This window comes from Myxococcales bacterium, assembly GCA_022563535.1.
GTDB lineage: Bacteria > Myxococcota_A > UBA9160 > UBA9160 > UBA4427 > DUBZ01.
Window position 1 is genome coordinate 1 of record JADFNE010000058.1, and the last position, 26,443, is coordinate 26,443.

At 59.8% G+C, this 26,443-nt stretch carries 22 protein-coding genes; 5 read left to right on the forward strand and 17 right to left on the reverse strand.

Translation table 11 applies throughout. The annotated features are described in order from the left end of the window. Positions 1-1,075 precede the first annotated feature (1,075 nt). The 5 genes from IH881_15600 to IH881_15620 form a co-directional block, all read right to left on the reverse strand. Positions 1,076-1,825, reverse strand: coding sequence for a DUF4145 domain-containing protein (locus IH881_15600; GenBank protein MCH7869119.1), 750 nt, complete (start codon positions 1,823-1,825; stop codon positions 1,076-1,078). An 81-nt stretch (positions 1,826-1,906) separates the two neighbouring features. Next, positions 1,907-2,638, reverse strand: coding sequence for a hypothetical protein (locus IH881_15605; GenBank protein ID MCH7869120.1), 732 nt, complete (start codon positions 2,636-2,638; stop codon positions 1,907-1,909). 134 nt (positions 2,639-2,772) lie between these two features. Beyond that, complete coding sequence (locus IH881_15610) at positions 2,773-3,222, reverse strand: hypothetical protein (protein MCH7869121.1); 450 nt, start codon at positions 3,220-3,222, stop codon at positions 2,773-2,775. A 290-nt stretch (positions 3,223-3,512) separates the two neighbouring features. Further along, positions 3,513-3,965, reverse strand: coding sequence for a hypothetical protein (locus tag IH881_15615; protein ID MCH7869122.1), 453 nt, complete (start codon positions 3,963-3,965; stop codon positions 3,513-3,515). Between the two features lie 367 nt (positions 3,966-4,332). Continuing rightward, positions 4,333-4,617 (reverse strand): hypothetical protein, encoded by a 285-nt coding sequence (locus tag IH881_15620; GenBank protein MCH7869123.1) that lies wholly within the window; start codon positions 4,615-4,617, stop codon positions 4,333-4,335. Between the two features lie 316 nt (positions 4,618-4,933). On the opposite strand from IH881_15620, the gene IH881_15625 reads away from it, so the two are divergent. Next, a complete protein-coding gene (locus tag IH881_15625; GenBank protein ID MCH7869124.1) occupies positions 4,934-5,536 on the forward strand; it encodes a recombinase family protein in 603 nt (200 codons plus the stop codon). Between the two features lie 540 nt (positions 5,537-6,076). Here IH881_15625 and IH881_15630 read toward each other — a convergent pair. Beyond that, the gene (locus IH881_15630; GenBank protein ID MCH7869125.1) at positions 6,077-6,601 is read right to left on the reverse strand and encodes a hypothetical protein; all 525 of its coding nucleotides are present in this window, start codon (positions 6,599-6,601) and stop codon (positions 6,077-6,079) included. A 106-nt stretch (positions 6,602-6,707) separates the two neighbouring features. Here IH881_15630 and IH881_15635 point away from each other — a divergent pair, with 106 nt between their 5' ends. Further along, entirely contained in the window at positions 6,708-6,764 is a 57-nt protein-coding gene (locus IH881_15635; protein MCH7869126.1) for a hypothetical protein, read from the forward strand. 3 nt (positions 6,765-6,767) lie between these two features. Here IH881_15635 and IH881_15640 read toward each other — a convergent pair whose 3' ends face one another. Genes IH881_15640 through IH881_15660 form a run of 5 tightly spaced genes read right to left on the reverse strand, consistent with a single transcriptional unit; the run spans position 6,768 to position 12,772 of the window. Then, positions 6,768-8,054: an EAL domain-containing protein gene (locus tag IH881_15640; GenBank protein ID MCH7869127.1), complete on the reverse strand. Its 1,287-nt coding sequence runs from the start codon at positions 8,052-8,054 to the stop codon at positions 6,768-6,770. Further along, positions 8,035-10,878, reverse strand: coding sequence for an excinuclease ABC subunit UvrA (uvrA, locus tag IH881_15645; GenBank protein ID MCH7869128.1), 2,844 nt, complete (start codon positions 10,876-10,878; stop codon positions 8,035-8,037). The genes IH881_15640 and uvrA overlap by 20 nt, the downstream gene beginning before the upstream one ends. A 2-nt stretch (positions 10,879-10,880) precedes the next feature. Then, positions 10,881-11,225: a hypothetical protein gene (locus tag IH881_15650; GenBank protein ID MCH7869129.1), complete on the reverse strand. Its 345-nt coding sequence runs from the start codon at positions 11,223-11,225 to the stop codon at positions 10,881-10,883. A 29-nt stretch (positions 11,226-11,254) separates the two neighbouring features. Then, positions 11,255-12,418 carry a molybdopterin-synthase adenylyltransferase MoeB gene (moeB, locus tag IH881_15655; GenBank protein MCH7869130.1) on the reverse strand — a complete coding sequence of 388 codons (1,164 nt, stop codon included), beginning with the start codon at positions 12,416-12,418 and terminating at the stop codon, positions 11,255-11,257. A 36-nt stretch (positions 12,419-12,454) separates the two neighbouring features. After that, positions 12,455-12,772, reverse strand: coding sequence for a hypothetical protein (locus IH881_15660; GenBank protein ID MCH7869131.1), 318 nt, complete (start codon positions 12,770-12,772; stop codon positions 12,455-12,457). A gap of 262 nt (positions 12,773-13,034) precedes the next feature. Between IH881_15660 and IH881_15665 the strand changes: the two genes are divergently transcribed. Both IH881_15665 and IH881_15670 read left to right on the forward strand, forming a co-directional pair. Continuing rightward, positions 13,035-14,543, forward strand: coding sequence for a sulfatase (locus IH881_15665; protein MCH7869132.1), 1,509 nt, complete (start codon positions 13,035-13,037; stop codon positions 14,541-14,543). A 78-nt stretch (positions 14,544-14,621) separates the two neighbouring features. Further along, on the forward strand, positions 14,622-15,614 hold the full coding sequence (locus IH881_15670; protein ID MCH7869133.1) for a hypothetical protein: 993 nt from the start codon (positions 14,622-14,624) through the stop codon (positions 15,612-15,614). Positions 15,615-15,621: 7 nt separating this feature from the next. Here the strand turns inward: IH881_15670 and IH881_15675 are convergent, their stop codons facing one another. The 6 genes from IH881_15675 to IH881_15700 form a co-directional block, all read right to left on the reverse strand. After that, the gene (locus IH881_15675) at positions 15,622-17,913 is read right to left on the reverse strand and encodes a glycosyltransferase family 39 protein (protein MCH7869134.1); all 2,292 of its coding nucleotides are present in this window, start codon (positions 17,911-17,913) and stop codon (positions 15,622-15,624) included. A gap of 55 nt (positions 17,914-17,968) precedes the next feature. Next, positions 17,969-18,526 (reverse strand): response regulator, encoded by a 558-nt coding sequence (locus IH881_15680; GenBank protein MCH7869135.1) that lies wholly within the window; start codon positions 18,524-18,526, stop codon positions 17,969-17,971. Next, on the reverse strand, positions 18,523-19,962 hold the full coding sequence (locus IH881_15685; protein ID MCH7869136.1) for a response regulator: 1,440 nt from the start codon (positions 19,960-19,962) through the stop codon (positions 18,523-18,525). Before IH881_15685 ends, IH881_15680 begins: the two co-directional genes overlap by 4 nt. A 215-nt stretch (positions 19,963-20,177) precedes the next feature. Beyond that, the gene (locus IH881_15690) at positions 20,178-21,623 is read right to left on the reverse strand and encodes a hypothetical protein (GenBank protein MCH7869137.1); all 1,446 of its coding nucleotides are present in this window, start codon (positions 21,621-21,623) and stop codon (positions 20,178-20,180) included. Between the two features lie 377 nt (positions 21,624-22,000). Continuing rightward, positions 22,001-25,186 (reverse strand): CRTAC1 family protein, encoded by a 3,186-nt coding sequence (locus IH881_15695; protein MCH7869138.1) that lies wholly within the window; start codon positions 25,184-25,186, stop codon positions 22,001-22,003. Between the two features lie 70 nt (positions 25,187-25,256). Continuing rightward, the gene (locus IH881_15700; protein MCH7869139.1) at positions 25,257-25,787 is read right to left on the reverse strand and encodes a Spy/CpxP family protein refolding chaperone; all 531 of its coding nucleotides are present in this window, start codon (positions 25,785-25,787) and stop codon (positions 25,257-25,259) included. A gap of 381 nt (positions 25,788-26,168) precedes the next feature. On the opposite strand from IH881_15700, the gene IH881_15705 reads away from it, so the two are divergent. Further along, on the forward strand, positions 26,169-26,443 hold a 275-nt coding region (locus tag IH881_15705), incomplete at its 3' end, for a hypothetical protein (GenBank protein ID MCH7869140.1).

The window sequence follows — 26,443 nt, forward strand, 5'->3', positions numbered from 1 at the left end:
TCCAGAGCGGCACTTTTCGTGAGCGGTAGCCGTGTCGGCATCGCAATTTTGCTCACTCTCCTCGGAGCCACGATTTACTGGAGACAGCGCGACTCGCGCTACGGCGGCCCTAGTAGGAATCGTGGCCAGGCGCAGACGCTTGAAGTAGAGCAACCCACCAGCGGGCCTGCTAATTCTAAAGGGATTCGTCAATTCTGGAGGTTCAAAATGCGATTCGCCGTCCATGCCCTAGTGATCTTGGTACTTCTCCTACCGTCCGTAGTGTTCGCACAAACCGTCACAGATGTTGAGTGCCTGGCAATCGTTGACGATGCTGGTAACAGGATTGGACGACCGGAGAGAGGCTCAACAAATTCTGAGTACGTATCATCATGGTTCGACATCGACGGAGCCATAGTTTATGTCACATTCGACAATGTTTCCCAGAGTGTCTATGCAAGGAGTGGGACTCTTTACTATGCCAGCACAGGTTGTCCGTCAGGAGAGTTTCCGCAGGTCGAGGCAACCGTCAACTACGCTCAGGGAGGAAGCGAAACTCGTGGATCCGATCTGTTTGTTACGGATCTGAACGCTTCAGTTAGCCCAAACTTCGCCTATAATTCATTTTGGAGCGGCGGCAATTGCTACGAAACATCCGGTACGGTGTCGGCGTCCACCCCAATTGTTTACGACGCGAATTTACTCCCCGCCGTGTCATGGCCGGTTCACATAGAAAGTGAACCCTGCTTCCAAGTCCCTAACGTTGCCACGCTGGGAAGCGAAGGTCTTCTGATCATTGCGCTATCGATCAGTACAGCTGTCCTGTGGTTCAATAATCGGCGAAAGTTCGACGTGAAACACGCTGACTGATCGATTCACGTGCGTAGCCCTCCCTCAATATGCGCCTTTCGAAGGTCATCGGTCTAGTGGGACTCGCAGCCAGGCGCAGGCGGTTGAATTAGAGCAGGCCTGCCCTGCTGCAGCCGCAGCCCATGGTTGCAGCCGGGCCTGGCCGCTGAGGCAGTGGCTGCGGGTTCTTCCCGCTCAAGCAGCTCGATAACAACACACAGGCCAGCGCCGGGCTCTCGAATTGCCGCTACCTCGTCGGGCCTTTCTTCTTATTGATCTTTTTGGCGATGGCCGTGACTTTCTTTTGCTTTGGTGCGTAGATCTCCTGGAGAACGTGCTCCGTCATTTCGTACGCATCGAGAACATCATCGAGCGTGACGTTGTCGCGACCATGGCTGCCGGCGTTTCCGAGCCACTTGCTAGCAAGGACGTATTTTCTGAGTTCCAAATACTTCTTAGGCATCAAGTCAATTCTGTTATGAAGGGTGATGGATCTGCGCTTGCCCCCGCGAATCGAAAAACTCTTGACATTGAGCGCGGTAAGTAGCTTTTCCATTGCGATTCGGATGCTGTTGACCGCAGCACGGGGAGAGGCGAATAGCAATCGAAAGGACTCTTCAAGTGGTTCCGAGACAGTCTCGGGGCAGGATTTTGGGATCTCGATAATCCTCAGCGGTGGCTCAAAGAACCGTGGCGCAAAGTAGTTCACATATTCAACTTCGGGACGTTCGTTCTCAAATTGGGAGACCTCCTGCTCTAATCCGCCGACACCAGCACTCGATACTGTCTCGCGACACCTGTCATTTCCGCAGCGGAACAAGCATGCGTACACGTAATCGACTGTCCCCTCCGTCCAGTCGGGGTCAAACTCGCTTCGGTCTTTGAAGTGGAATGACTCCTCAACTAGCCTAAGCACGCCTTGACCGCATGAAGGACATGGCCAGCCAGCGCCGCCACTAAGCTGGAACGTCTTCTTCAGGACATGACGACCTATCATGTGCTTGCTCCTTCGGTACGTATCACTAGAGCAACCCTGCCCTGCTGCTCCCGCTGGCGCTGGGATGCTGCAGTGGTGGGTTTACTTGCGGGGACTGAGCTGCCCGTAGCCACGTCTCCCGCTTGGATCGTATGCGGTTACTAGGCCCAGACCATCGGTGGACGCTCCAAGCGTCACGAGATCCTGCCCCTTCCCGTTCATGGTGATGACCATGCCCTCGCCATCCACGGTCACTCCAAGCTTTACAAGTTCCTGCCCCTTCCCGTTCTTGGTGACGACCGCGCCCAGGCCGCCCGTGGACACTCCAAGCGCCACGAGTCCCTGCCCCTTTCCGTTCATGGTGGTGACCGTTCCCTCGCCGCCCGTGGTCACTCCAAGCTTCACGAGTTCCTGCCCCTTCCCGTTCAGCGTGGTGACTGTGCCCTCGCCGCCCGTGGACGTTCCAAGTTTCACGAGTTCCTGCCCCTTCCCGTTTTCGGTAATGAGAAGGCCCGCTCCGTTATCAGATGCTGAAAGTCCCACGAGAAAGTGCCCAGCCTCGTTCAACGTGTGGATTAGCCCGACTTCACCTGAGATAGGGAAGGACTCTATTCTTACAAGAACCTTGCCGCTCTTCCCGATCACATGAAACGCCCGCGCCTTCACAACATCCGGGATAGCTGCATGCATGCCTGCACCCATGCCTGCACCCATGCTTGCATGCATGACAGCAACAGCCACCACTGCCACCACTGCCAGCAGCAAAGCAGCACCTGCTCCTTTCAGGATTCTGTTCTGCCGCTCGAGTCGGTCCAGTCGCTGCTCAATCGTCATGCGCCCTCCTTTGGCTTGAATTGCTGCTGCTGGAGTTTAAGGCAGTTTCATGCCGCGTTCAGTGCCAGCATTTTTCAGCGATAGACAGCAGAGGCTGCTAAGACGCAGCCGCACCAGACGACTGCCGCCACTTTTCAGATATTGAACGTGGCACTGACGGTGTTAGACCGAACCCCGGCTGAGTTGATGACGTCGACCTCAACCCGCAGGGTAGTGTCGCTCTGGGCGATATAGCAATCGAAGACGCTGACGTCGTTTGGCGTAATGGACGAGCCTGTAGTTGGGTCAGTCCCGATAATTTTGGGTGTATTGAGGGTGCCACCGGACGGAAGGAAGGTTGCGGTGACGAAAATCTGGTCACCGACATTCAAGTCGCCATCGTAGTCGGCGGTGAATACATACGCCGAGGGAAAACCGAACCCGGCACAGAGGTTGATTAGCGAGATGTCCGCACTGATCGACCCTCGTGGGTTCGACAGCTCCAACTTATCACCGCTGCCTCCCCCGCCATTGCTGCATCCGAACAGCAACGCCACGATCACACAAAGCACAATGACTCGCATCGAATGCGCAGCAGTCATCATCGCCTCCTTACTCGCCCCCAGGCAGTGCATTGTAACACTGCGCTGCGACAGCTTCTGACGCCAGCTGGCTGTGCTTAGCTGGACCAGCCGCAGCGCGGGACACAGCAACAGTGGATGGCTGATCTGTGTGGAAGCAGAAGGTAATGATATGGGCAGCCAGCGAATTTGATGGGTACCCCCACCCCCTGGCGATTTAGCAGCAAGCCGCTGACAGCCGCAGGACTTCAGTGCCGCAGCTCGAGCGCTGGCTGGCTGCGGCAGCTCAGCGCAGGAACGGGTGCAGCCATTCTTCAGATGCTGAACGTGTCGCTGACGGTGTTGGTACGCTCGCCACTGGTTGTGATGACGTAAAGCTCAATCCGCAGCTGCGTATCGCTGCCGGACGAGTAGCAATCGCTTACAGATATTTCGTCGGGCCCCAAGCCAGAGCCCGGCCCTGATCCTGGCCCCGATGAGCTGAATATGCCGTCAAAGGTGAACGCCGCACCGGATGGCAGGAAGGTTCCCCGGATGAAGCCCCGCGAACCCGCGTCAACTCCGCTGTGCCTGACCACGAGGAGCCACGCGCCTTCGAAACCAATCGCTTGGCAGTCGCCTCGCAGTCCCGGGTCGGCACTAACGGCACCCTGCGGGTTCGAGAGTTCAACCTTGTCGCCGCTGCCTCCCCCGCTACTGCCGCATCCAACCAGTACCGCCACGGCCGCACAGATCACACCCACCCGCACCGAACGCGCAAACCTCATCCTGGCGCCTCCCTCCTCACCCCTAAGCAGCGCAGTGTAACACCACGGTGCGGCAGCTTTGGACGTACGCCAGACAAAGCTGGCTGTGCTTAGCTGGACCAGCCGCAGCGCGGGATGCAGCAGGGCTGGAAGGCTGATCTGTGCTGATGCTGGAGGTAATGATATTGCGGGCGCAGAAATTTGCGGGGTACCACCCCACCCCATGGCGATATAGCAGCAAGCCTCTGGCAGCCGCAGGACTGCAGTGCCGCAGCTCGAGCGCCAGCTGGCAGCAGCCGCCAGACACAGCAACGCCACCGCTAGCAGCTGTGTGGCAGCGGTGGCGCCAGTGCAGCTCATATTCCTGGTTCAGTTCAGTCAGCAGCGGCTATGGGGCAAAGGTAGTTCCCGTTGAAGTCATCGTACCCGACTGACCATTGCGCAGGCGTTGCAGCACATGCGCGTCGATCCGGTCCACGAGGTGCTGCGGTTCTGGAATATCCCACAGCAATTCGTAAATGATGAGGAGCTGGCCGAGCCCGGCTGGAAAGAACCGCACGCCTTGACCGGGAATTTCCAGCACTGGAACGTCACCGCCCAGCTCGGCCTTCAGGTGCTTGACCACAGCATCACGATTCGCGGCCAATCGCGCGTCGTCCTCTTGCGTACTCATGCGGGCTCCTTCGCCAAAATCGACACCTCGGAAGCATCCGACAGTCTCACATTCTTTCCACGTTTAGCAATCACACGGCACCTCCAGGGTTGATGTGGATAACTGCAGCAGCCGGGTCCGAATAGCAGCGGCTGCTGATTAGGGCCGCACAGGGCATTCTAGGCGGTGGCTGATAGGAGCAACAGATGTATCGAAATTCTCCGGTTGCGGTACAGTAATTCGGCCAGTCGGGAAGCCTGCCAGTGCGGCAGCTTGCAAGGCCCTGGATGGCGGATTGGCAGAGACAGTTTCGATACACCAACGGGAGGCGACACCGATGGCGAGACAGAAAGCACTACCGCTAGGCATTTATGCGCGAGTCTCAACTAACGAGCAGCACGTCGAGGCCCAGCTAACCGAGCTGCGAGCCTATGCAGATCGGCGTGGCGTCGAGGTTGTCGAGTTCGTCGACAGCGGCGTATCGGGCAGAAAGGACAAGCGGCCAGCACTGGATGCGCTGCTGCAAGCTGCCGTGGCCCATAAAATCTCAGGCGTTGCCATTGTTCGGCTGGATCGGCTAGCCAGATCAGTTTTGCACCTGGCAAGGCTGGGCGAACAGTTCAGCGAGCTCGGCATTGAGTTGGTTTCGCTGCGCGAGTCAATCGACACCAGTACAGCGGTGGGCCGGGCCATGTTCAGCATGTGCGGCATCTTCGCTGAACTAGAAGCTGATCTAATCAGGGACCGCACCATTGCTGGAATCGCCGCCGCTCGTAAGCGTGGCAGCATCATTGGCCGGCCACCAGCATTGACACCAAAACAGCAGCGGCGAGTGGTGCGGCTGCACTCCAGAGGACATTCGCTGCGGGCCATTGCTGGGCAGCTCGAGTGTGGACTGGGCACTGTTCAGCGGACCCTGCAGGCCAGCAGCACCGGTTGAGCTGGGACGGCTCAGCTTTTTGGGCGGGCGCTGCCGCATCACGGCGACAAAGGCTTTCCGTTGTTTCCAAGCGAAATTGACGACGCTCACGATCACAACCAGCCAAAAAATCGGAAAGAAGAGAGGGAAACGAGTATCAATGTCCGTAAGCATGATTATTACGTAGGCGCAGATGTACGCGAACAGCACCCACGAGAAGACGGCCCATTCGCCCACCGTTTCCAACATGCCCTGACTCTCCCTGTTGGCTGCGCTCGGGATCAGACTTCAGAGAGTACCTAAGCCCTGACCGCATCGGCTGCAACTCAGGCCCGGAAAGTGCCCGGCTGAGGCTCTGGCAGCGTGGGCGCCGGCGTACAACAAACCTGTTCTGCCGCAGCCACTCCAGCCGCAGCCATCGCAGCCCACCACAGCCACAGCCGGTCTACATGGCCTCAGCAGCAGCTAGAGCAGCAACTAGGCACCGCCGGCAGCAGACTGAGCTGCAGTTCTGGAGGTAAGGATTTAGGCAGCTGTTAGCTGCTGCTGCGGCCACAGCGGCTAAGTGGCTGCTGCCTTCTCTGCCTTCCTTCTGCGGCTTAGGCGCGTGCGGCATGTGGCGGAGCAAGTCTTCAGTTCAGCACGGCGCCTGTGAATCGCTGCCGGCGGATCGATAATCAACGTCGAGCACATTGCACAAGTGCTGATCCGCTCTTCCGTCACGCTGTTCAAGAACTGCAGCCATAGTGCGGCCAGAAGTGAGCCTGCAAAGATTTGCTGGCGTGGCCTGTCTCCTTCAAGGTCAACGCCAACCCGCGTAGAATTGGACAGTGCTGTGTTGATTATTTCCTCCAGTAGCTTCCGGCCCGCCTTACTCGTCTGCCCTTCTTCGATGTCCCGGCAAAGGGTTGCCTTGATCACGCCGGACGACTCTAAGTACTTGAGATATGGCGAGCCGGGCGAATCCGCGTCGTAGAGTTTCGGATCGACATAGCTCACCCACGGTGGATTGATGCGTATCCACGCCTCGAGCTGGTCCCACTTCTTGCCCTTGAGTGCGGCCGCCAGGTTTACGGCGCGGCGCATCCGAATAATTTCGCTGGACTGTTTCCCGTCAGCAAGATTCGGACATACTGATGACCTAGCCTAAGAGACACTTAATGGGGTCGAGTGCCCCGAGCCCAGCACTGCAATACTCTTGAGCTTTGGCCTGGTCGGAATCGCAGCCAGGCAGAGGCGCTCGAATTAGTCGTCAAACGCCTTTTCGAAGGGGCGCGGGATGCCCGAAGAGATACCCCTGGGCGTAGGAGATGCCCAGATTGTGAATGGTTGCGAGTTCCTCGCTCGTCTCGATTCCCTCGGCGATGACGCTGGCGTTGATCGAAGCGGCGACTGCATTGAGGGCGCGCAACAGTTCTTGGCGCGGCGGATCCGTATCGATTCCGCGGATCAGCGTCAGATCTACTTTGATGAAGTCGGGAGACAACTCCATGATGGCCTCCAGGCTCCCATAGGCGACACCGGTGTCGTCGAGTGCAACCTTGAAACCCAGTTCGCCGTAGTAGTCCCGCGCTTCGCGAAAGATTTCGAAGTTGTGGATCGATTCTTTTTCCGAGATTTCGAAGACCACGTCGCTCGGCCGCAAGCGGAGTTCTTCGAGGGTCTGCTTGAGTACGTCGCCCCGGAAGGCGGGATCGTGGATCGCGGTCGGTAGACAGTTCAAAAACAACAGCTTGCCGGGTTGCAGCCCACGCGCGCCGCGCAGCGCCTTGCGACGACAGAGGCAATCGAGTTCGAAGATCAACCCGGTCCTTTCCCCCATCTCGAACAAGACATCTGGAGCGTGGAGCTTCGAATCCCAGGGTCCCCGGGACAGCGCCTCGTAGCCGATGGCCTCGCGGGTCGTCACATTGACGATCGGTTCGTATAGCGTCGTCACATCTTCGGCGAGTACCAGATCCAGAAAACTCTGCGCTCGGGCGCGGCTTTCGATTCGCGCGTTGAGTTCGGCATCTGCCCGGGCGTGATCGAGGGTTTCGCGAATCTGTCGCTCTTCGCTGACGCCCGGATTGTGAATCGTGACGGAGGAGCCGATCGGAATACTCGGCATTTCGCGAAGATACGGATAGACGATCCGATTGCCGGCAGACGCAATACTCGCGGCAATCGTCCTCGCGATTTTGCTCAGCGTCTCCCGATAGAATCGATCATCGGAGCGCGGGCGAAACAAAAACACAAAGATTTCATCTGCCCCCACCCCGCCCCAGACCACCAGATCATCCGGCTCGAGACAAGCGTTGCAGGCTTCCATGACCAGGGCGGCCAGACGCTCGGTCGCAATCCGATGCACGTCGACTCCGAATCGGCGTTCGATCTCCGCGAGCAGTTCGCCGTCGACGACCACCAGCGCCATGGCACCGTTGTGCCGGAGCTGCGAGGCGACATGCTCGAGCGAGTCGGCAAAGCGACCCAGCGGGACTGCGGCCCCAGCCGCGGGAAGGATTTCATCAGAATCTAGTTTATCGGGAGCGGTAGCCATCCCGTGTGTCATCGGCCAACGGCGAATCGGGCATGAGAATTCCCCTCAGCGCTTGGCCCGTGTGGGACTCTTGGGTGCGGGCGACAGCTTGCGGCGAACCCTGGGCGACCAGCATGCCCCCTCCGGGGCCACCCTCTGGCCCGAGATCGATGATGTGGTCGGCTTTCACGATCACTTCGAGATTGTGCTCGACTACGACGACACTGCCCCCCGCGTCGATCAGCTCGCGTAGGCAACTCATCAGCACATCGACATCCCGGGGATGCAACCCCGTGGTGGGTTCGTCGAGCACGTAGAGGGTTCGGTCCGCACCTTGGGCGAGAGCCAGGGCCAGGCGCATCCTCTGATGTTCTCCACCGGAGAGCGTGGAGAGGGGCTGACCCAGCGACAGGTAACCCAACCCGACCCGGATCATCGGTTCCAGGCAGCTGATGATCTTGGGGTGATCGCCAAATACCTCCACAGCCTCGTCGAGGGAAAGCGCCAACACTTCAGCGATGGATCGACCCGCATACTGCAATTCGAGCACTTCCGCGCGGTAGCGCAATCCCGCGCACGCCTCGCACGGCACCCGAACATCGTCCAGAAACTGCATGTCGATCACCACGACCCCGGTTCCTTCGCACTCATCACAGCGGCCACCCACCACGTTGAAAGAGAACCAGCCTGGGCCGATGCCCTCCGCTTTCGCCGCGCGGGTTCCGGCGAACGCCTTGCGAATTCCCTCGAATGCCTTCGAGACCGTGGCCGGATTGGATCGGGGACTGCGACTCACAGCGCTCTGTCCCACGACCACGACGCGGTCGAGATGCTCGAGCCCTTCGATCCGCTCACAAGCTCCGCGCTCGATGTTGCGGCTGTCACCGCCCGTCACCGCTCCCGCTGGCAAGCCGCGCACCAGGTTGCCGACCAACACCGAATGCACCAGGGTCGACTTGCCCGCACCGGAAACCCCGGTGACCGCGACGAGGGCACCCAGCGGAACGACGACATCAATCCCGGCGAGATTGTGTTCGCTCGCCCCCACGATCGTCAGCGAAGTTTCGAAGTCGGCGCCAAAACCCTCGCCAGCCTTGCCCGAAAACTCTCCCCGCAGTGCGCGGCCGGTCCACGACTTCGCATGCGCGGCTACCTGCGCCACGGTTCCCTCGACCACCAACACACCACCCTCGCGGCCTCCCCCGGGACCCAGGTCGATCACGTGATCCGCGGCTCTGACAATTTCCAGGGCGTGCTCGACCACCACTACGGTATTGCCCTGATCGCGAATGGAACGCAGCACACTGAGCAACTGCAACATGTCTCGCGGGTGCAGGCCGATCGACGGTTCATCCAGCACGTAGAGCACGGAGGTGAGGCTCCCGCCGAGCGCGGTCGCGAGCTGGATTCGCTGCGCCTCGCCCCCCGAAAGCGTTCGCAGTTGTCGATCGAGATTCATGTAGCCGAGGCCAACGGCCTCGCTGGTCGCCAGTCGTGCCGTCAACAGTTCGAGAACTCGTCCGACCATTTCCTGCTGATGACTCGACAACGGGAGCACATCCAGCCACTCGATCAGCCCCGAGATGGAGAGACGAGATACGTCGCCAATGTTCTGCCCCCCCAACACGACCCGATGGGCTGCGATTGAAATACGCGTTCCCGCGCACTTCTGACAAGTTTCATAGCGCCGGTAGCGAGCGATCTGGGTGCGGGCCTGCACCCGGTACCGGCGCCCTTCGAGCCAATCGAAGTATCCGCGCACGCCATACCAATCCACATCGTCGTCTCCTTCGAACACCCGGGTGCGCTGGTCTTCGTCGAGCTCCGAGAATGGTTGATCGACCGGGATCCCCAGCGCTTCGCAAGCCTCCAGGAGATCGCGTTGCATCCCTTTGCCGCTCGGGGTGGCGAACGGAGCAATCGCGCCGTTTTCAATGCTGCGCCGGCTGTTCGGAACCACACGTTCCCAATCCAGTTCGGCGGTACGCCCAAAGCCACTGCACGCGTCGCACGCGCCCAGCGGGTTGTTGAAGGAGAAGAGCGCCGGGGTGGGCTCCATGAATTCCATGCCACAGCGATCACAGGCGAAGCCCTGCCGGAAGCTCGAGCGAGATTCACCCGGCCGGAAGACGATGACCTGACCGCCTCCCTCGCGAAATGCCGAGGCTACGGATTCGACCAGGCGCACACGTTCAGCGCCCGACTTGGGAACCAGGCGGTCAATCAACAACAGAGCCTGGCTCCAATGGGCCTTCAACGACTTCAGGGTGAGTTCGGAGACCTCGAGCACGTCACCCTCAGGCGCCACGATGCGCGTGAAACCCGATGCGAGCAGACGATCCCGGCGCTCTCGAAATGTCTCTTTCTTCAACGCCAACAGTGGCGCCGCAATGATCAGGCGCTCGCCCTCGTGACGCGCGAGAATTCGTTCCGAGACCGGGACCACACCCCCCGGTCGCGCGGGAAGATCACAGTCGAGGCAACGGGTTTCTCCGATCTTCGAAAACAGTAGCCGCAGTAGATCCACAATCTCGCTCGCGGTTCCAACCGTCGAGCGGGCGTTCTGAACCCGCTTTGCCTGTTCGATGGCAATCGCCGGAGGTAGATTCGAAATGAAGTCGACTTCGGGGCGGGGAAGTCGCTCGAGAAACTGACGGGCGTACGTCGACAGTGACGTGACGTAGCGTCGCTGACCTTCGGCGTACAGGGTGTCGAAAGCCAGGGTCGATTTTCCGGAACCGGAAACACCCGTAACGACGGTGAGCTGTCCCAATGGGATCTGGCAGCTGACACCCTGCAGATTGTGTGAGCGCGCGTTTTCAATGCGAATGTGCTCATCGAGCACTGCTAGGCTTCGCTGCGCACCGCGTTTCTGCGGGCCGTGGCGGCGTAGCGCTCCTTGCCTGCGGCTTCCGCCGCGTCTGCGCAACGCTGCCAGGTCGCTCGGTCGGGATCCTCGCCCATGAGTTGCGTGACCGACTGCAGCAAGAAGGTATCCCCGTCGGCGATTGCTTCCTCGGCAATCGCCCGGAGTCTCTCGCTATCGTTGGCCTTGGCGAGAAAGTCGATCGCCTCGAGCTTGCGTCCCTCCTCGAGGTAGGCGTCTGCGATCTTCGACGCTGCGATCGCGTCGAGATCTTTCTCGACCAGATGCCTTCGTTCGAGGGGATTCGGAATTATGGACTTGGCCATCGGAACTTGCTCTCCCTGAGAACTCGATACTAGTAACGTGAAACTTTCGGATCGATGGTGAGTGACCAGGCGTCGATACCACCTTCCATGTTTTCGACGGAGTCGAACCCCCGCTCCATCAACAAACGACACGCCTTTTCGCTGCGCCCGCCCAAATGACAATGGACGACGATCGGGCTCGACTTCCATTCGAGCAACTCCGGGAGCCGGGCCTCCAATTGGTCGAGGGGAACGAGCTTTGAACCCTCGATCCGGGCCCGCTCAAACTCGTCGTCGTCGCGCACGTCGAGCAGGAGAAAATCTTCCTTGGCCTCGAGGCGCGCCGCGACCTGGGCTGCGCTGACGCCGCGCACCGCTGGCGTTTCGTCGAGGTTTGGAAGACCGCAGAAGCCCTGGTAGTCGATCAACTCCACAATCGACGGAGCCACGCCGCAGACCGGGCAATCGGGATCCTTCTTCAATTGAAATTCGTTGAATTCCATCGCGAGGGCGTCATACAACAGCAACCTGCCGGATAGCGACTTGCCGCTCCCCACGATCAGCTTGATCGTTTCGGTCGCTTGAATCGTGGCGATGATCCCCGGCAAAACCCCCAGCACTCCCCCTTCGGCACAGGAAGGAACCGATCCCGCCGGCGGCGGCTCGGGGAACAAGCAGCGATAACACGGCCCAGTGCGCGCGTCGAAAACCGAAGCCTGTCCCTCGAAGCGAAAGATCGAGCCGTAGACATTGGGCTTGCCGAGCAACACGCAGGCGTCGTTGCTCAGGTAGCGGGTCGGGAAGTTGTCGGTGCCGTCAACGATGACGTCGTACGCTGCGAAGATCTCGAGCGCGTTCTCGGAGGTCAGTCGTTCATGATACGTCGTGACTTCGACGTCTGGGTTCAGCGCGACAATTCGCTCTTTGGCGACTTCGACTTTCGAACGCCCCACGTCGCGGGTCTGGTAGAGAACTTGTCGTTGGAGATTGGAGGCTTCGACCACATCGTCGTCGATGAGGCCCAGGTGCCCAACTCCGGCGGCGGCGAGATACAACGCAAGCGGACATCCAAGCCCACCCGCACCGATCAACAGCACATTGGATTCGAGCAGCTTTTGCTGACCCTCGAGACCCATCTCCGGCAGGCTCAAATGCCTGCGATAGCGGTCGAACTGGTCGGGCCGCAGCGGGGGTGAGGGATCAGACCTGTTCATCGCAAAACTCGAAAGTGCTGAGTGGTCGGGAGGAACTCAATGGTCTTCTTCCCTCGGAGAATTGACGACAATCTTGTAGGCCTTGCGCGGATTATCCACGAACTTCCACGAAACCGTCACCCAATCTCCCTTCTTGATCTTCTTGACCGACTTCTTGATGCCTGTGACTTCCGTTTCCGCGATAAAGACGAACGAAACCTTGTCCCCCTGTCGGTTGTCGACGATGAACTTCTTCTTCTTCACCATGTCGATTCGACCCGAAAACTCTCGGTACTGCGCGGATGCCAAAGAGGGAATCAGCAGGGCCGCGGTCAGCAGAGAGATGGCAACCAACATCAGTGCGCGACGAGTCATGTTTTTTACCTCCGACAGTGGGACGACTCATTGATCACATTAATTCGCAGACCCGGCGAAGCTGTTTCCTGAGTCTTCCGAGCCAGCGGCGCCTTGGACACCTCGACTCGTCCGCAACGCTAGCGCAAGTCCCGCCGTACCGATCCGACCGGGTCCTGTCCGTCCCGTACCACGCCTCCGATTCATGGCAGCGTGAAATCCGGCTGGCTAGTATCGGCTGCCGAGGGTCTGCGTAGTGGTATAGCGGCGAAGAGATGATTAGATGACGAGACATAGAGAGATGATCTCACACCGAATATTCCACGCGTCCCGCAACCTCGTGTTTGCCGTAGCCTTTACCTGCGCGATTTCTTCTTCTTGCGCTCGAGAGGACACATCCGAGAGTGAGCCGCCCAATGTCGTATTGATCTCGGTAGACTCCTTGCGCCCCGATCACCTGGGGGCCTACGGATACCCGAAGAACACCAGCCCGCGAATAGACAAACTCGCCGCGGGTGGGGCAATCTTCGCGAACGCTGTGAGCAGCAGCTCGTGGACCCTGCCCGCACACGCGGCGCTGTTTACCGGTCTATCGGACAGCGTGCACGGCTGTGACGACTCGAACCGGCGCCTGGACAACAGCCGCCTCACCCTGGCCGAACGCTTCCGCGAGCTCGGTTATCGGACGGTTGGATTCTTCGCGGGTCCGTTTCTTCATCCAACCTTTGGACTCGCCCAGGGCTTCGAGCGCTACATCGACTGCTCCTCCTACGCGGATCAGAGCAAACAAGTCGCCCTGGATTCCGGAAATCTCGACACCGCCGAGATCGTCGACGCTTCCCATCGCGACGTGACGAACCCTCGGGTCGTAGCGCAGGTCAAGCAATGGCTGGCCAATTACCAGAACGACGACCCCCAAGCGCCATTCTTCATGTTCGTTCATCTATGGGACGTGCACTTTGACTTCGTGCCCCCACCGCCCTACGACACGATGTTCGACCCCGGCTATCAAGGCACTCTCAGCGGCGAGAACTTCTTTCGCAATCCAGCGGTAAATCCGCGCATGTCCCGCGCCGATCTCGATCACATCCTCGCCCTTTACGACGGAGAGATCGCCTGGACGGACCACCACATCGGAAAGATTCTCGACGATCTCGCAGCCGGCGACTTGATGGACAATACCATCGTGGCGCTCGTGTCCGATCACGGGGAAGAGTTCTTCGAGCACGAGGGCAAGGGTCACCGCTTCACGCTCTACGACGAAGTCATTCGCATCCCAATGATTCTCTGGTATCCAAAAAAGATTCCGGCCGGTACCCGGGTCGAGGCTTCGACCAGTATTACCGACATCTTCCCTACCCTGCTCGATCTATCTGGCTTAGCCGCCTCTTCGCAACCCATGGGGCGCAGCCTCGTTCCGCTCATCAACCGCGATTCCAATGTCATGAGCAAGCTCGCGATCAGTGAACTCAATACCCTCGGTCGCAACATCACGACATTTCGTGGCGTAACCAACAAGCTACTCTTGGACAACGACTCGGGGAGGGCCTGGACCTACGATTTGCGTATCGATCGCTTCGAAGGACTCGGCAACCCGGTAGATGGCCACATCTCGGAGTGGGAAGAGGACTTGATCGCCGAATCGAAACAGCTGCATCGCTTGCTGGTAGAACGCAAACAATCGTTTCCACCCGCGCATGCGATGCCCAAGCTCTCCGATGCACTCGTTGAGCAACTAAAACTGCTCGGGTATCTGGACTCCGAAGCTCCCGAAACGGATCCAGCCGAGTGATCTCATGACGGCGATGCCCTCGCAATACAACTCGACCCACACCTCTGCTTCAGGGTGCCTTCGGCGGATTCGATGCTGGTGAAACGCATGGCACTCGTGCTGTTCGGTCTCGTCCTTGGAGCGGGGATCTGTGAGGTGGGTGCGCGAATACTCTGGCAGGCTCCCTGGTACGAGCGGCTGGTGGCCGAACAAAAGGCGAGTGAAACCTTTGCCTATCGACGCAACCATTGGAACCTGCGCGACCGAGAATATCCTTCGCCCAAACCCCCAGGCCGAAAACGCATTCTGATGGTCGGCGACTCCTTCACCTTCGGGCAAGGAGTCAAAGACGATGCGAAGATCTTCCCCGAACTGCTCGAGCGCGACTTGACCGCATCTCAAATCCCATCGGCCCCGGACGGGGTTGACATTCTAAACGGCGGTCTTCCCGGCAGTCTAACGGACGAGTGGCTGCGAGTTTGGCAAGCCACCGCGGAAGAGTTTGATCCCGACCTTCTCGTGATCGTCTTCTTTCTCCGGGATGGCACGCGAACCGCGTCCATTCCCGAGTTTTTCGACCGAATACGCGAGGAGATCACGCAGGCCAATCAGCGCTCCGTCCGCTATCGCTTTTCGTATTTGTATCGGTTGTATCGGGGCATGAAAGACCGGGAGAGAGTCGCCTCTCTATATGCCGAGCGGTTTCAAGCTTCATATTTCGGGGTGGAGCATCAGACTTCGGAGTGGCGAAAGGCCCAGGCCAATCTGTTGAACTTGAGAGACCTTGCCAGGGCACGCGGGACTCGGGTGGGCCTGGTCGTGTTTCCGATGCTGGTCCAACTCGACGAATCCTATCCGTTCCAGGCCATCACCGATCATGTGGTCGCCTTCGCTCGGGACAACGACTTCCCGGTCTACAACCTGTTGCCGGATTTCATGGGACGCTACGCGCCGAACTACTGGGTATCGTCGTTGGATCAACATCCCAACGAACGCGGACACGCCCTGGTCGCGGAACGGCTCCGTCCCTTTCTGTTGAGCTTGCTCTGCGCTACGCCGTCACCGGGCGCACCTGAGTCCATCCGCGACTGAACCGCGATCAATGGGTCGGTACCGGGACCTGCGACAAGGTGGTGCGAATTTTATAGATCATGTCCAGTATCGGGTCGTTTTGGGAGTCAGTCGCGCGTAACATCTCCAACGCCTCCCGAAAGCGACCGTGAAAATACAAAATTCTTGCAGCATCGAGTTGAACTTCGAGGTCGTCCTGCCGACTCGCAGCCCAGTGCCTGTAGAGTTCGCTCACGCCTTCATTCCAGATCACCGGCGTTGAACTGATCTTCAGGACGTCACGATAAACCTCTACCCCCTCTTCGAGCTTGCCCGCCTTCCCATAGGCCACTGCCAAGGCCACGCCAGCACGACGTGATCGAGGCAAATGCCGCAACAGGGCCTTCAATTCGACGATCGCCTGATCGGCACGATCGTGAATCAAGTAGGACTCCCCCAACAACAGCTGCGCGTCAGAGACGCTGTAGTAGCGCTGAATCATCGCGCGATACTTGGGCTCGCCTCCGAGCACCATCAACTCCGCCAGCACATAGGGATCGCCGGGTGTTCGCTCGAGAGCCCGATGCAAGATTTCGACCGCTTCCTCGCTGCGTCCCTGCAGTCCCGCGATTCGTCCCAGATAGAAGAGCGGATCAGAAGCCTGCTGGTGACCGCGGTAAGCGAGCCGGCCGGTCTCGACCAGGCCCTCGAGGCGCAGTTGCGCGTCGGCAAGAGCCCCCGCCTCGACTTCGAGCACCGCCAGATCAAATTCGTCAAAGAAATCTCGATCGTGCTTCTGGCCGAGCACGCGCACTGCCGCCATCAGCGAGCTTTCATCCTCCTGGCCGACATTTCCAGGAGTGATTTCGCGCGAGAGCCAACTTGCCGCGGCCAACATCTGGGCAACGAGTTCGGGCTGCGACGCCAGCATCGTGGACGACGTACGTTCTTTAATTTCTCGCGCGATCTCGTGTGCCTTCAACCTCCCGGCGATCATATGGAGCTCGTCCCGCACCATTTCACCATTCCTCAGCAACACAACGAAGAGTGGCACGATCACAACCAACCACGGGATCGCCTTGCTTCGGAGCTGCAACAGCGATCGCCCAGCCGCTGCCGCAAAGAAAATCAGTGGCGGCACGGTGACGATCTGTTGCCGCGCCGAAACATAGAAAATCAGCATCACTCCGATCTGCGCGAGGACATAGGCATAGAAAAACAAGTTCACTCGCCAACGCCGGAGTTCCCACACCATGCCAACCAGGGCAAAACTGCAAAGCGCAGCAAAGAACCCATCGAGATTCGGGAGAGTCGACGCATAGCTGTCGGCATTTTCGATATCGTGCCAGCGATAATCCCGGAAGATCCTCAAAGCTTTGTCCGCCAAACCCTTGACGTAGCGAACGGGTTCTGCGCGAATGAACGACAGTGCTTTGCCTGCCCAGAACGCATTGACATCCTCAATGCTGGGGTTTCGCTCGAGTTCAATTCTGGCGATACCGCGATAGCGAACGTGCGCTTCGTCGGGAACAGGAACACTGCGATCCACCTCGATCATGCTCGCGACGATGGGCGGATATTCGGCACTGATTCCCCGAGAAAGAGGATGATTCCCTTCGAAGAACACGGTGCCCGGGTTCATTACGGGACTCGACCAGTCGCCGGTAACCCTCTCTGCCCGCAATCCGAGCAGGATCCCACACAATATCACCGGCAAGAGAAACGCGGCTGATCTCGTCAGGAGTCCCCGTCCCCGATTGCCACGCAACCCATAGGATACGGGCCCGAGCAGTACGAAGAGCGGCAGAAAGGTAGGTCGAGTCGCAATGGCGCAGCCCGCAAAGACCCCGGCCCAGAGTGCGCTCCGGAGTGATCGTCGATCGGCTGCAGCGATACAACCGAGTAAAAAGAAAACGAGCACGATCTCTGGCTCATAAATTCGCACGTACACCAACACGTGGGGTTCGAAGGCAAAAATCAACACCCCTGCCAGTGCCCAGGCTCGCGACAGACGCGGAACCAAGATGAGATAGAGAAGGCCTGCGCTGGCTGACACGGCGGCTCGCTGCACCCAACCGACTGAATCCACTGCCAGAACAGGGCCGGGGAACCATCGCTCGGCGAGCACACAGAGTTGAAAATAGAGTGGGCTCAAATCCGTCAGACGAACGATGGGCAGGTTGCCGTCGAGATATTGCCGCGCGGCCATGTTGTACTTGACGAAGTAGCCGTCGAACTCGACCAGCGTTTCGATTCCACAGAAAAGCAAGAAGACCGCAAAGCCCGAGGCGAATGCAATCCACGGATCCGTGGCCCACCAGCGAGTGTCAGAGTCGGGCATTGCATCCCGAGACTAGGACACTCATCTCCGCATTTCAGCCGGGGAGTGCCTCGACTCAGTCGCCGCCAGGCAGGAGTGCCCGAAACAACGCATCGCGCAGGCTATCGAGGGTCACGGGCTTTGCCAGATACTGGTCCATCCCGGCCTCGAGACAACGCTCGCGATCCCCGGCGACTGCGTTCGCGGTCATCGCGATGATCTTCATTTTGCCGCGGTCGCCCTCCATGGCCCGGATCGCCGCAGTCGCTTCGAACCCATCCATCTCGGGCATTTGACAGTCCATCAACACCACATCGTATTCGCCGGTCTCGATTGCGCTAACCGCCGCAAGTCCGTCGCTGGCGATCTCACAGCTGTAGCCGAGCTTTTCGAGCATGCGCACAGCAACCCGTTGATTGACGCGATTGTCCTCGGCCAGCAGGATTCGCGCGGGTGAGCGGCGTTGATCGGCGGCCAGATGTCGGGTCACGAGTTCGCGCCTGCCCGTCGCCGCGTCCATTCCGGTTTCCCCAAGCACCATCGAAACCACGTCGTGGAGTTGCTTTCGCTTCACCGGGCTTGCGAGATAAGCATCGAAGCCCATATCCTGGACCCGGCGCCCGTCTCCACTCATGGGCGTGCTCGCGAGACGAGAGAAACATCCCGCAACTTCCGGAGCGACGCGACCAACGCGTCGGGCCGGATGTCTTCGACGGCTTGATCGACGAGCACGACAACTCGCTGGTCTGTGTCCGAAGCCAGGGCGGCGACACCGCGCAGGACCTCCTGGCCCATTCCAACGAAACTGGCATCGACCTTCCAGCTTTCGAGATCCCGGGCCAGCATCTCACCTACGGGTTCACGCCCACCCACGACCCAGGCCCGCACCCCCGCGATGCTGGGAAATGTTTTTCCGCGAACGGATGCGGCATCGTCAGGCAGACGGAACGGAAGTTCGAAGTAAAAAGTCGCCCCCTCCCCCTCGACGCTCTCGACTCCGATCTCACCGTCCATCAATTCCACGAGTTTTTTGCAGATCAACAGGCCCAGACCCGTTCCGCCGTACTTGCGAGTCGTCGAGGCATTGACCTGGGAAAAACTCCGAAACAACCGTTCCCGGGCCTCTTCCGGAATGCCGATTCCCGTGTCCACGACCTCGAAGCGAATGCGATCCGTCCCCGCAGCTGCACGAGCCAACACGATCGAGACGCCACCTTCCGCGGTAAACTTGATGGCATTGTTCACCAGGTTGAGCACGATCTGACGCAACCGCCCTGGATCCCCTCGGACTTCGATCGGCACATCGTGCTCGATCAGCAGCGCGATCGAAAGATCGCGCTCAATCAGACGAGATCGTTCGATGTCGCAGACCTCTTCGATGCAGCGACGCAGATCGAAATCGATCTCTTCCAGTTCTATTTTGCCAGCTTCGATCTTCTGGTGATCCAGAATGTCATTGATCAGCATCAACAGCGCCGCGCTACAGCTTTGAATCGTGTCGGTAAACTCGACCTGAGACGCGGTCAGCTCAGTCTTGCTCAGCAACTCAGACATGCCGACAATGCCGTTGAGTGGGGTGCGGATCTCGTGGCTCATGCTTGACAGAAACTCGCTCTTGAAGCGAGCTTCCCGCTCGGCCTGTTCCCTCGCCTCTTCGAGACTCAGGTTCAATTGTTGCACTACGTCGTGCGACTCTTTGATTCGTATCGCGGAGCGGACCCGCGCGAGCAATTGGAGGCGGTTGTAGGGCTTTGTAATGTAGTCGTGTGCGCCGGCGTCCAACCCCTCGATCACGTCGTCTTCAGTGAATTTTGCCGTCACCATCACAACCGGAATCGCAGCAAGCTCCGGAGTGGCCTTGAGTTCGCGAAGCGCCGTGACACCATCCATCACCGGCATCATGGAGTCCATCAAGATGACATCGATATTCTCGCTGGCCGCGCACTCGAGGGCATCGACGCCATTCGTCGCGCAGACGACCTCGTAGCCGGCGTCCTCCAAATCCAATTGCAGGAGACGGACGTTGTCGGGCGTATCGTCGACGACAAGTATACGTGCGGGGCGATCCACCCTTGGCGCGGCTCCTTCCCTCGACCCCTTTCATCGGGTGAATACGAGTAGGGCTTGATCCGCTGCGGTCTGTACCTCCGGCCTCGAAATTGACTCGTAATTGTGTATGGTAGTTCACCCGACTCGAAGACGGGGGAGCCGACGCCAAGGTGCATTCAGATTGCAGAATGCAATCTTTCCGACGAACCTGCAGCGAGCCTTGCTCGCGATCAAGCTCAGGCGTGGTACCGCTTGAGCACCATCAGGAGCGCTATACCGCAGATCAGGCTTGCGAACACTCCGGGTTCCGGAACAAACCGGATCTGCATGATCGCGACACCGCCGGTCTCGGACATTGAAGCGGGGGTACCCCCGAGCCATTGCGTGACAACCGGGCTCACGAGCTGAAGCGTCCCGACGCCAGCTGGATCGCGGTTGTCGAAGCCTTCACGGCGAACGAAGGTATCGTGCTGCCCGCGGCCGGTGGCTTTTACCGTCACGGTTCCAGTAGTCCACGGCCAGCGCTCGGCGACGTTCGTGTATTTGGGATTAGACCCGGTTGCCGTATTGAAGTACATGAACGTCTTTGTCGTGGTGAACGGACGATCTACGACCGAGCTCGCCTTGGGATGGTTCTTGTCCGCAACGTTCTTCTTGCCCGCCGCTCCGATGAGCTCGTACTGCCACGTACCGTAGCCGAGCGCGCAGCCACCCCCGTAGAAGTAACAAACCTTCGTGCTGTAGCTGCCCAGGAGCTTCATGACACCGCCGAACGTTTTCGTGCCTCTGGTGATTGTGGTCGTTTGGACCGGGCCACCGGCGATCTTCAGCGTGTACGTCGCCATGGTTCGCGGATTGCCGCCAGGGGTCGAAGCACCGGTCGAGAAGAAGCCCTTACCGACTCCAAAGTTACCTACGTCGTTCCGCATGTTCGCGTACGTGTAACTGTAGAGGTACGGGAAGACGCCCGGGAACGAACCCGTTGTCGTCATCCGAAAGCCGTCCGTTGCCGGAGACGGGTTGGCTGCCGGGAAGTTGAACGAGAACTTGCCGGGAGCGGTACCAGCCGACGTCGTCGCAGAACCACCACCCGCAACCGGTGCACCCTTCATCCCTTGGCCGCGGAGAGCATTACCGGGGCCGAGGTACGTGGTTGCCACGTCTTTCCCGATTGTGGTGTAGCCCTGGATATGGTCGTGGACTTTCAAACCGTCCGCGTCGAAGAACTGAGCGTTCCTATACAGCGGGGCTGTTTTGGAACACGGTGACGCTGGTGCGCCTGGACATGAACCACCGAGGGGCGTCTCCGTTCCGAACTTCGGGGGACGCGTCTCCGAAGCCGTGAGCAACCGACAACCGGGGAATACTGAATCGCCGCCGAGGGGATTAAACATCGTACCGGTGGGTGTGGTCACGTAGGGTGTCGATATGAGGTCACAGAGCGGGAAGAGACTGTGACCTTGGTAGCCAAACGGGATTGCGTAAAACGAGAAGTACCTCGAGTCGCCGGTCCCGATGCCAGCGATGTCGTTACCAAACGACTCCGCAATCCAGGATGCTGTGTAGAGCTTGGTGCCAGCAAGCGCCTGGCTGCTCGACGAAAGAATGCTGAATAATAGGATTAATACGAACGTGACTAGGTGACTTACCTTGGTCTTGGTTCTAGATCTACTGGTATGCATTTGCAACGTACTCCTATTCTAAAAGGGGCGATACAGCTCCAACTCCAAGGGTGCTTAATCACGTCCTCCTGAAAAAGAAAGAAACTCCTGGATCGATCCTCCGCTTTGCGGGCAAGAAAGTCAACCAAGAAGTTCCATTTGCGAGAACTTTTTCTGGAAAGCAGACCGCCCCCGTGGGATGACAGAGAAAAAGACAATTGGATGCTGAGCAGGCATTCAAGGCCACCTCGTCAGCTCAATTCGCGTGAGTACATAAAGTTGTTAGTTGCGCATTCCTGCAATTAGTGACGATTTTTTACTCGAAAATTCGACTTGCCTGCTCATGAAGAAAAATTGCTGCCCTGCGAGCGCATTCTTGAGAGTCGACGTGCGCGCCCTCAGTCGGCGGGCCGCGCGCCAGGCTGCCCCTGATGCACCTCGTAGGCCGCGTTTGCCGCCAGCCCGGCCACGCTCTGGACATCGCCGTTCGGCCAGATAATTCGGACGTCTGCGACGGCGAAGCCAGCGAGACCGACGTGCTGCTGCGTGGGATTGAACGAAAGATATCCCGAGCCACCCTGCACCTCCCGATGCCGACGCGAGCCGTCTTCGGTGGTCACCGTGATTCGCGCGCCGATCGCATCGCGGTTCGTATTGCGTGTAGGATCTCCGACGAGGCGCAACTTCAGCCAGCCAGCCCGCTGCCCGACCTCGTTGCGCAGAATCGTCGCCTTGCCGTGGAAGTTGTTCACGGCGATGTCGAGATCCCCGTCTCCCTCGAGATCAAAATAGGCGGTGCTGCGCGAGTTCCCGGCAAAGTCTGCGCCGCTCTCGCCCGAGACGTTCACGAGCTTCCCGCCCTCGTTTCGGAAGAAGACGTTCGACTCCCGCCTGTGGTCGAGCATGTGCTCGGTTGCGGGTCCGTCGCCGCTAGTGTGCCGATACACCATCGAGAAGGTGTTGAAGTCGTTGGTGCCGTTCACCACGTACAGATCGTCGTCGCCGTCGTGGTCGAAGTCGAGGAACTCTGCGTCCCAGGCCCAGCCGGTAGAGGTCGCCCCCCGCTCGACGCTCTTCGACGGTTCGTAGGCCACGAGCCGCTCCTCCTGAAGCCTGGACAAGTACAGCACGTTCGATTCCTTGATGAGCACTCCCGCCATCGAGTGCAGGTCGAACTTGAGCGGCGTGTTGACGTCCGGGAACGTGTACTTGTCGTCCTTGACCAGCATGGCCAAATTTGAGATATAGACGTCGGGATAGCCATCATCGTTGAGGTCGGAGATCCCGACGTTCATCGAATGGAACGCCTTGGTCATGCCCAGGGCCGCTGTCACGTTCTCGAAGCGACCCCCGCCCAGGTTCCGCAAGAATGCGTTGAATCCGTAGTCGTTCGCCACAATCAGGTCCTGCCGCCCGTCCCGGTCAAAGTCCGTGTGCGAGACCGCCTGGGCCCAGCCGGTGTCGTCTGCGTTGCTCCCCTCGGTGACGTCACTGAAGCGGAAATTTCCGAGATTGCGAAACAGCCGGTTGGGCAGCGCGTTGTGGTTGTCCCGGGCCAGGGTCGGCATGACATCGTGGAGATAGTCACCGAAGTAGCCAAGGTAGATATCGAGCAACCCGTCGCCGTCAAAATCGAAGACGGTCGCCGGGCCCCCCACCAGACCCTTGCCACCGAGGCCTGCGGCAGCGGAAACGTCCTCGAAGCGGGCGTTGCCGAGGTTGCGGTAGAGGCGGTGGTCTTCGTTCACGTAGGTGATCAGCAGGTCGGGTCGGCCGTCGTTGTCGAAGTCGGCAAATATCGGGTTGCGGGGCTCCCCCGGTGTTCCGTCGGATTGCACGGCATTGAGCGCGGCCTGCTCGGTGATGTCCGTGAAGCTACCGCTGCCGTCGTTCAGGTAGAGCGCGTTGCCACCGCCGCCCACGAAAAGCAGGTCGATGTCCCCGTCGCCGTCGATATCCTGTGCCGCAACACCGCCGCCCGAGAAGGTCGGCGGTGTTTTGAGTTGGCGCCGCCGCATCTCTCCCAGCCAGCGGGCCGAGCGGTGGGTGAAGTCGATGCCGGTTTCGGCCGTGACATCGGTGAAGAAACGTTCGCCGTCGGGTTTCGCAACAGCATCCGGGGCCGACACGATTACACCCGCGGGAGACTCGTCGACCCGCGCGGCATGGTGGTCGAGGGCGCGCTCGGCGACGACCGCGGCCGCCGGGGCCAGGTGATTCCGGCGAAGACGCACGGTCTCGACACCCTTCTTGGCAATTTCGCCAGCCAGGCGGAGCACCAGCACGCTGTACTGCGAGATGGTTTCGGCGAGAATCTCCGCCGCGATCGGATCGGGTAGGCGCTGGGAGTCGGGGGCCGCGCGGGCGGCGCTCACCAAAGCCCGCCAGTGGAGCGCGAAGTCTCGCATCGAATCGCAGTCGAACGCCTCGAGGGTGATTCGCGCGTCGGCGGGCAGTTTGGGGAAGACGTGCACGTCCTCGAACTCGTCGACCCGCTGGGGAACGAGCTGCTGAACTGCGACCTGCGCGTCCCCGGCGCGGATCAGGTGGTGTCCCGACGCGCGCGCGCGTTCGTCGGCGGCGTGCAGGAGTTTGCCGGCGAACTTAACCAGTTGGTTCTGCAGGACCACCAGGAAGGCCCGGCGATCCTCCTGGTAGCGCGAGAGCGGCTGCCTGGCATAGAAGCGACTTATGTTGAAGACGAGGAGCTTTTTCGCCTCCTCCCCGTCGAGGCCGTTGTAGCGCTCGTAGGCCGTGAGCTTCCCGGCCGCGATGCGCTCGAGGAGCGCGAGCGACTGCGCGCGCACGCGCACGGGGTCGGGCGGAGCCGAGCCGGTCGCAAGACCGTCGTTGCCGGCAGCGTCTTTCGGCATTGGCGCGACACGCGCCCACGCCGAAACCATGCTCCTTTTCGTAACTTCGAACTCGTTTTGGGTCCGCGCATCGCGATCGGCGAACTCTAGAGCGGCCAAACTCAGGAGATCGAGTGTGCGTACGATCGCGTCGACTGCCTCGCGCGCGAGCGGCCGGAGCGGATCGCCGCCCGCCAGGAGTTGCTCCTGATCGACAACAAGGACCGCGCGGAGCGAATACGCGATGCTCGCGTATTGTTCCACCCGACGGCCTTCGAGTTCGACCTTGCTTCCGCTCGCGAGTTCGAGGTGGATCCGGCCGTCGTCGTGCTGCGTCGGGATTACGATCGCCGCAGCTTCGCCGTCGACATGCCCGGCCTCGATCGTCGCGTCACCCGCCTTTGAAGCCGAACGCGAGGCCGCGGACCAGAGGCGCAGCGCGACGCGCTTCTTCGCCTCTTCGTGGGCGAGGCGGGCCTCCGTCGACAGTGGCGTTCCGAACAGGAAGTCCTCGAAGCGGCTGGCTGTCGAGTGGCACTTGGCATCGTTTTGGGACTCGAGTTGTTCGATCGCGGACAGAATCGTCTCAGGTAACGACTCCCGCGGCGCCTCTTCCGATACGCGTGTGTCTCCATGCGCGACGAGCACGACCGTGCAAAGCACGAGTGCCGTCGCGAGCGGGCCTACGGCCGCAAGCAGAGGTCTCGGGGGATCTGGGACGATTGACAGCATTCGAATCCGCCGGAACGAGTGATGCGCGGCAGCGCGCCGCGAGCGTCCGGCTAGCGCGGCAATGCCTCGCTCATTGCGGACTCATGGCGCGCTTCCACGGCTTGTAGATCAAGCGAGGTTGTTGGTCCACCAATTTCTGGAGCTGCTCCTTGCTCAGCACCGATAAGACGTCGATTTTGAGGGTTGCGCGCATTCGGACCGACGCCGACGCCGCTTTGGCGACCTTTCCGCTCTCCGCCTGGGCGTTCTTCCACTTGCCTTGCAGGAGGGCCTCGTGGAACGCGTCAGGTCGTTGGGCTGGGGGCACCGACTCGCGATAGGAATTCAGGTACTTCTCCATCTTCGTTCGCTGCTTGTCCGTCAGCGTCAGGGCCTTCACGATCCCCTGGTCGTTCCACCAAATTGCACTCTTGTCGTCCGGCCCGCCCGGAGTCGGGCCGTCGATCGTGTTCACCGCCTTCATCGCGTTCACCTGGATCTCGATGACCTTCATCTCGTCTTCTTTCATCATCTCGCCGAAATCGGGCGGCGGCGCGGCCTGCAGGAGACCGGCAACGACAAGCATAAAGACGAACAGAAGCACTGGCGCGAGTCTTTGCATTACTCCTCCGTGGCCAAGACGGTTGTCTAGGTAGCAGCCCTGAAAGCTTTGCGCTCGCCTCCACGCACTGGCGCTTCGGCCCGGGCCAGCGCCACACAAACGCATCTCGGCCCAGTCTCAAACCCAAACCGCTTGAGCCTTCTCCCAAGGCAGACTAGTGTCTCGCCCGGCTGCGTCATGCAGGCCAGTGGGGGGTTGCACAGACATCGATGTGAGCACAACTGAACCTGGCAATGCCCGCGTACGCGAACTCGAGCGACGTATAGAAGAACTAGAAGCCCACGAGGAAGCAGCCTTCGGGCAATTTACGGCCTGGGATTGGATCGTCTGCACGGTGTTCTGCCTCGTATTGCCCCTCTTGGGTATCTGGTGGAGCGCCTGATGAGCGCACCCGAACTCGAGCAAGAAAGCGTCCTCGGACGCATGCCGGTGCTTCTCGACGAGCGCGAGTACGGAACCATGGGCGCACACACGACGTGCTTTGCCTACTCGATCGCGACCTGGTGCTTCCTGACGGGGGGCTACGTCGCCGAACTGGTCGGCGCAGTTCAGGGAGTCGTCTGCCTGGTCGCGGGCACCCTGATCGGCGTGTTCGTGACGACAATGCCGCTCTCGATTGCGGCCCAGCGCTACGGGCTCGAACAGATCGACGCATG

What these genes read in the sequence shown, in the direction of transcription:
- IH881_15600 (MCH7869119.1), bottom strand. Translation starts at nt 1,825, where the DNA reads ATGATAGGTCGTCATGTCCTGAAGAAGACGTTCCAGCTTAGTGGCGGC.
- IH881_15605 (MCH7869120.1), bottom strand. Translation starts at nt 2,638, where the DNA reads ATGACGATTGAGCAGCGACTGGACCGACTCGAGCGGCAGAACAGAATC.
- IH881_15610 (MCH7869121.1), bottom strand. Translation starts at nt 3,222, where the DNA reads ATGATGACTGCTGCGCATTCGATGCGAGTCATTGTGCTTTGTGTGATC.
- IH881_15615 (MCH7869122.1), bottom strand. Translation starts at nt 3,965, where the DNA reads ATGAGGTTTGCGCGTTCGGTGCGGGTGGGTGTGATCTGTGCGGCCGTG.
- IH881_15620 (MCH7869123.1), bottom strand. Translation starts at nt 4,617, where the DNA reads ATGAGTACGCAAGAGGACGACGCGCGATTGGCCGCGAATCGTGATGCT.
- IH881_15625 (MCH7869124.1), top strand. Translation starts at nt 4,934, where the DNA reads ATGGCGAGACAGAAAGCACTACCGCTAGGCATTTATGCGCGAGTCTCA.
- IH881_15630 (MCH7869125.1), bottom strand. Translation starts at nt 6,601, where the DNA reads ATGCGCCGCGCCGTAAACCTGGCGGCCGCACTCAAGGGCAAGAAGTGG.
- IH881_15640 (MCH7869127.1), bottom strand. Translation starts at nt 8,054, where the DNA reads ATGGCTACCGCTCCCGATAAACTAGATTCTGATGAAATCCTTCCCGCG.
- IH881_15650 (MCH7869129.1), bottom strand. Translation starts at nt 11,225, where the DNA reads ATGGCCAAGTCCATAATTCCGAATCCCCTCGAACGAAGGCATCTGGTC.
- moeB (MCH7869130.1), bottom strand. Translation starts at nt 12,418, where the DNA reads ATGAACAGGTCTGATCCCTCACCCCCGCTGCGGCCCGACCAGTTCGAC.
- IH881_15660 (MCH7869131.1), bottom strand. Translation starts at nt 12,772, where the DNA reads ATGACTCGTCGCGCACTGATGTTGGTTGCCATCTCTCTGCTGACCGCG.
- IH881_15665 (MCH7869132.1), top strand. Translation starts at nt 13,035, where the DNA reads ATGACGAGACATAGAGAGATGATCTCACACCGAATATTCCACGCGTCC.
- IH881_15675 (MCH7869134.1), bottom strand. Translation starts at nt 17,913, where the DNA reads ATGCCCGACTCTGACACTCGCTGGTGGGCCACGGATCCGTGGATTGCA.
- IH881_15680 (MCH7869135.1), bottom strand. Translation starts at nt 18,526, where the DNA reads ATGAGTGGAGACGGGCGCCGGGTCCAGGATATGGGCTTCGATGCTTAT.
- IH881_15690 (MCH7869137.1), bottom strand. Translation starts at nt 21,623, where the DNA reads ATGCATACCAGTAGATCTAGAACCAAGACCAAGGTAAGTCACCTAGTC.
- IH881_15695 (MCH7869138.1), bottom strand. Translation starts at nt 25,186, where the DNA reads ATGCTGTCAATCGTCCCAGATCCCCCGAGACCTCTGCTTGCGGCCGTA.
- IH881_15700 (MCH7869139.1), bottom strand. Translation starts at nt 25,787, where the DNA reads ATGCAAAGACTCGCGCCAGTGCTTCTGTTCGTCTTTATGCTTGTCGTT.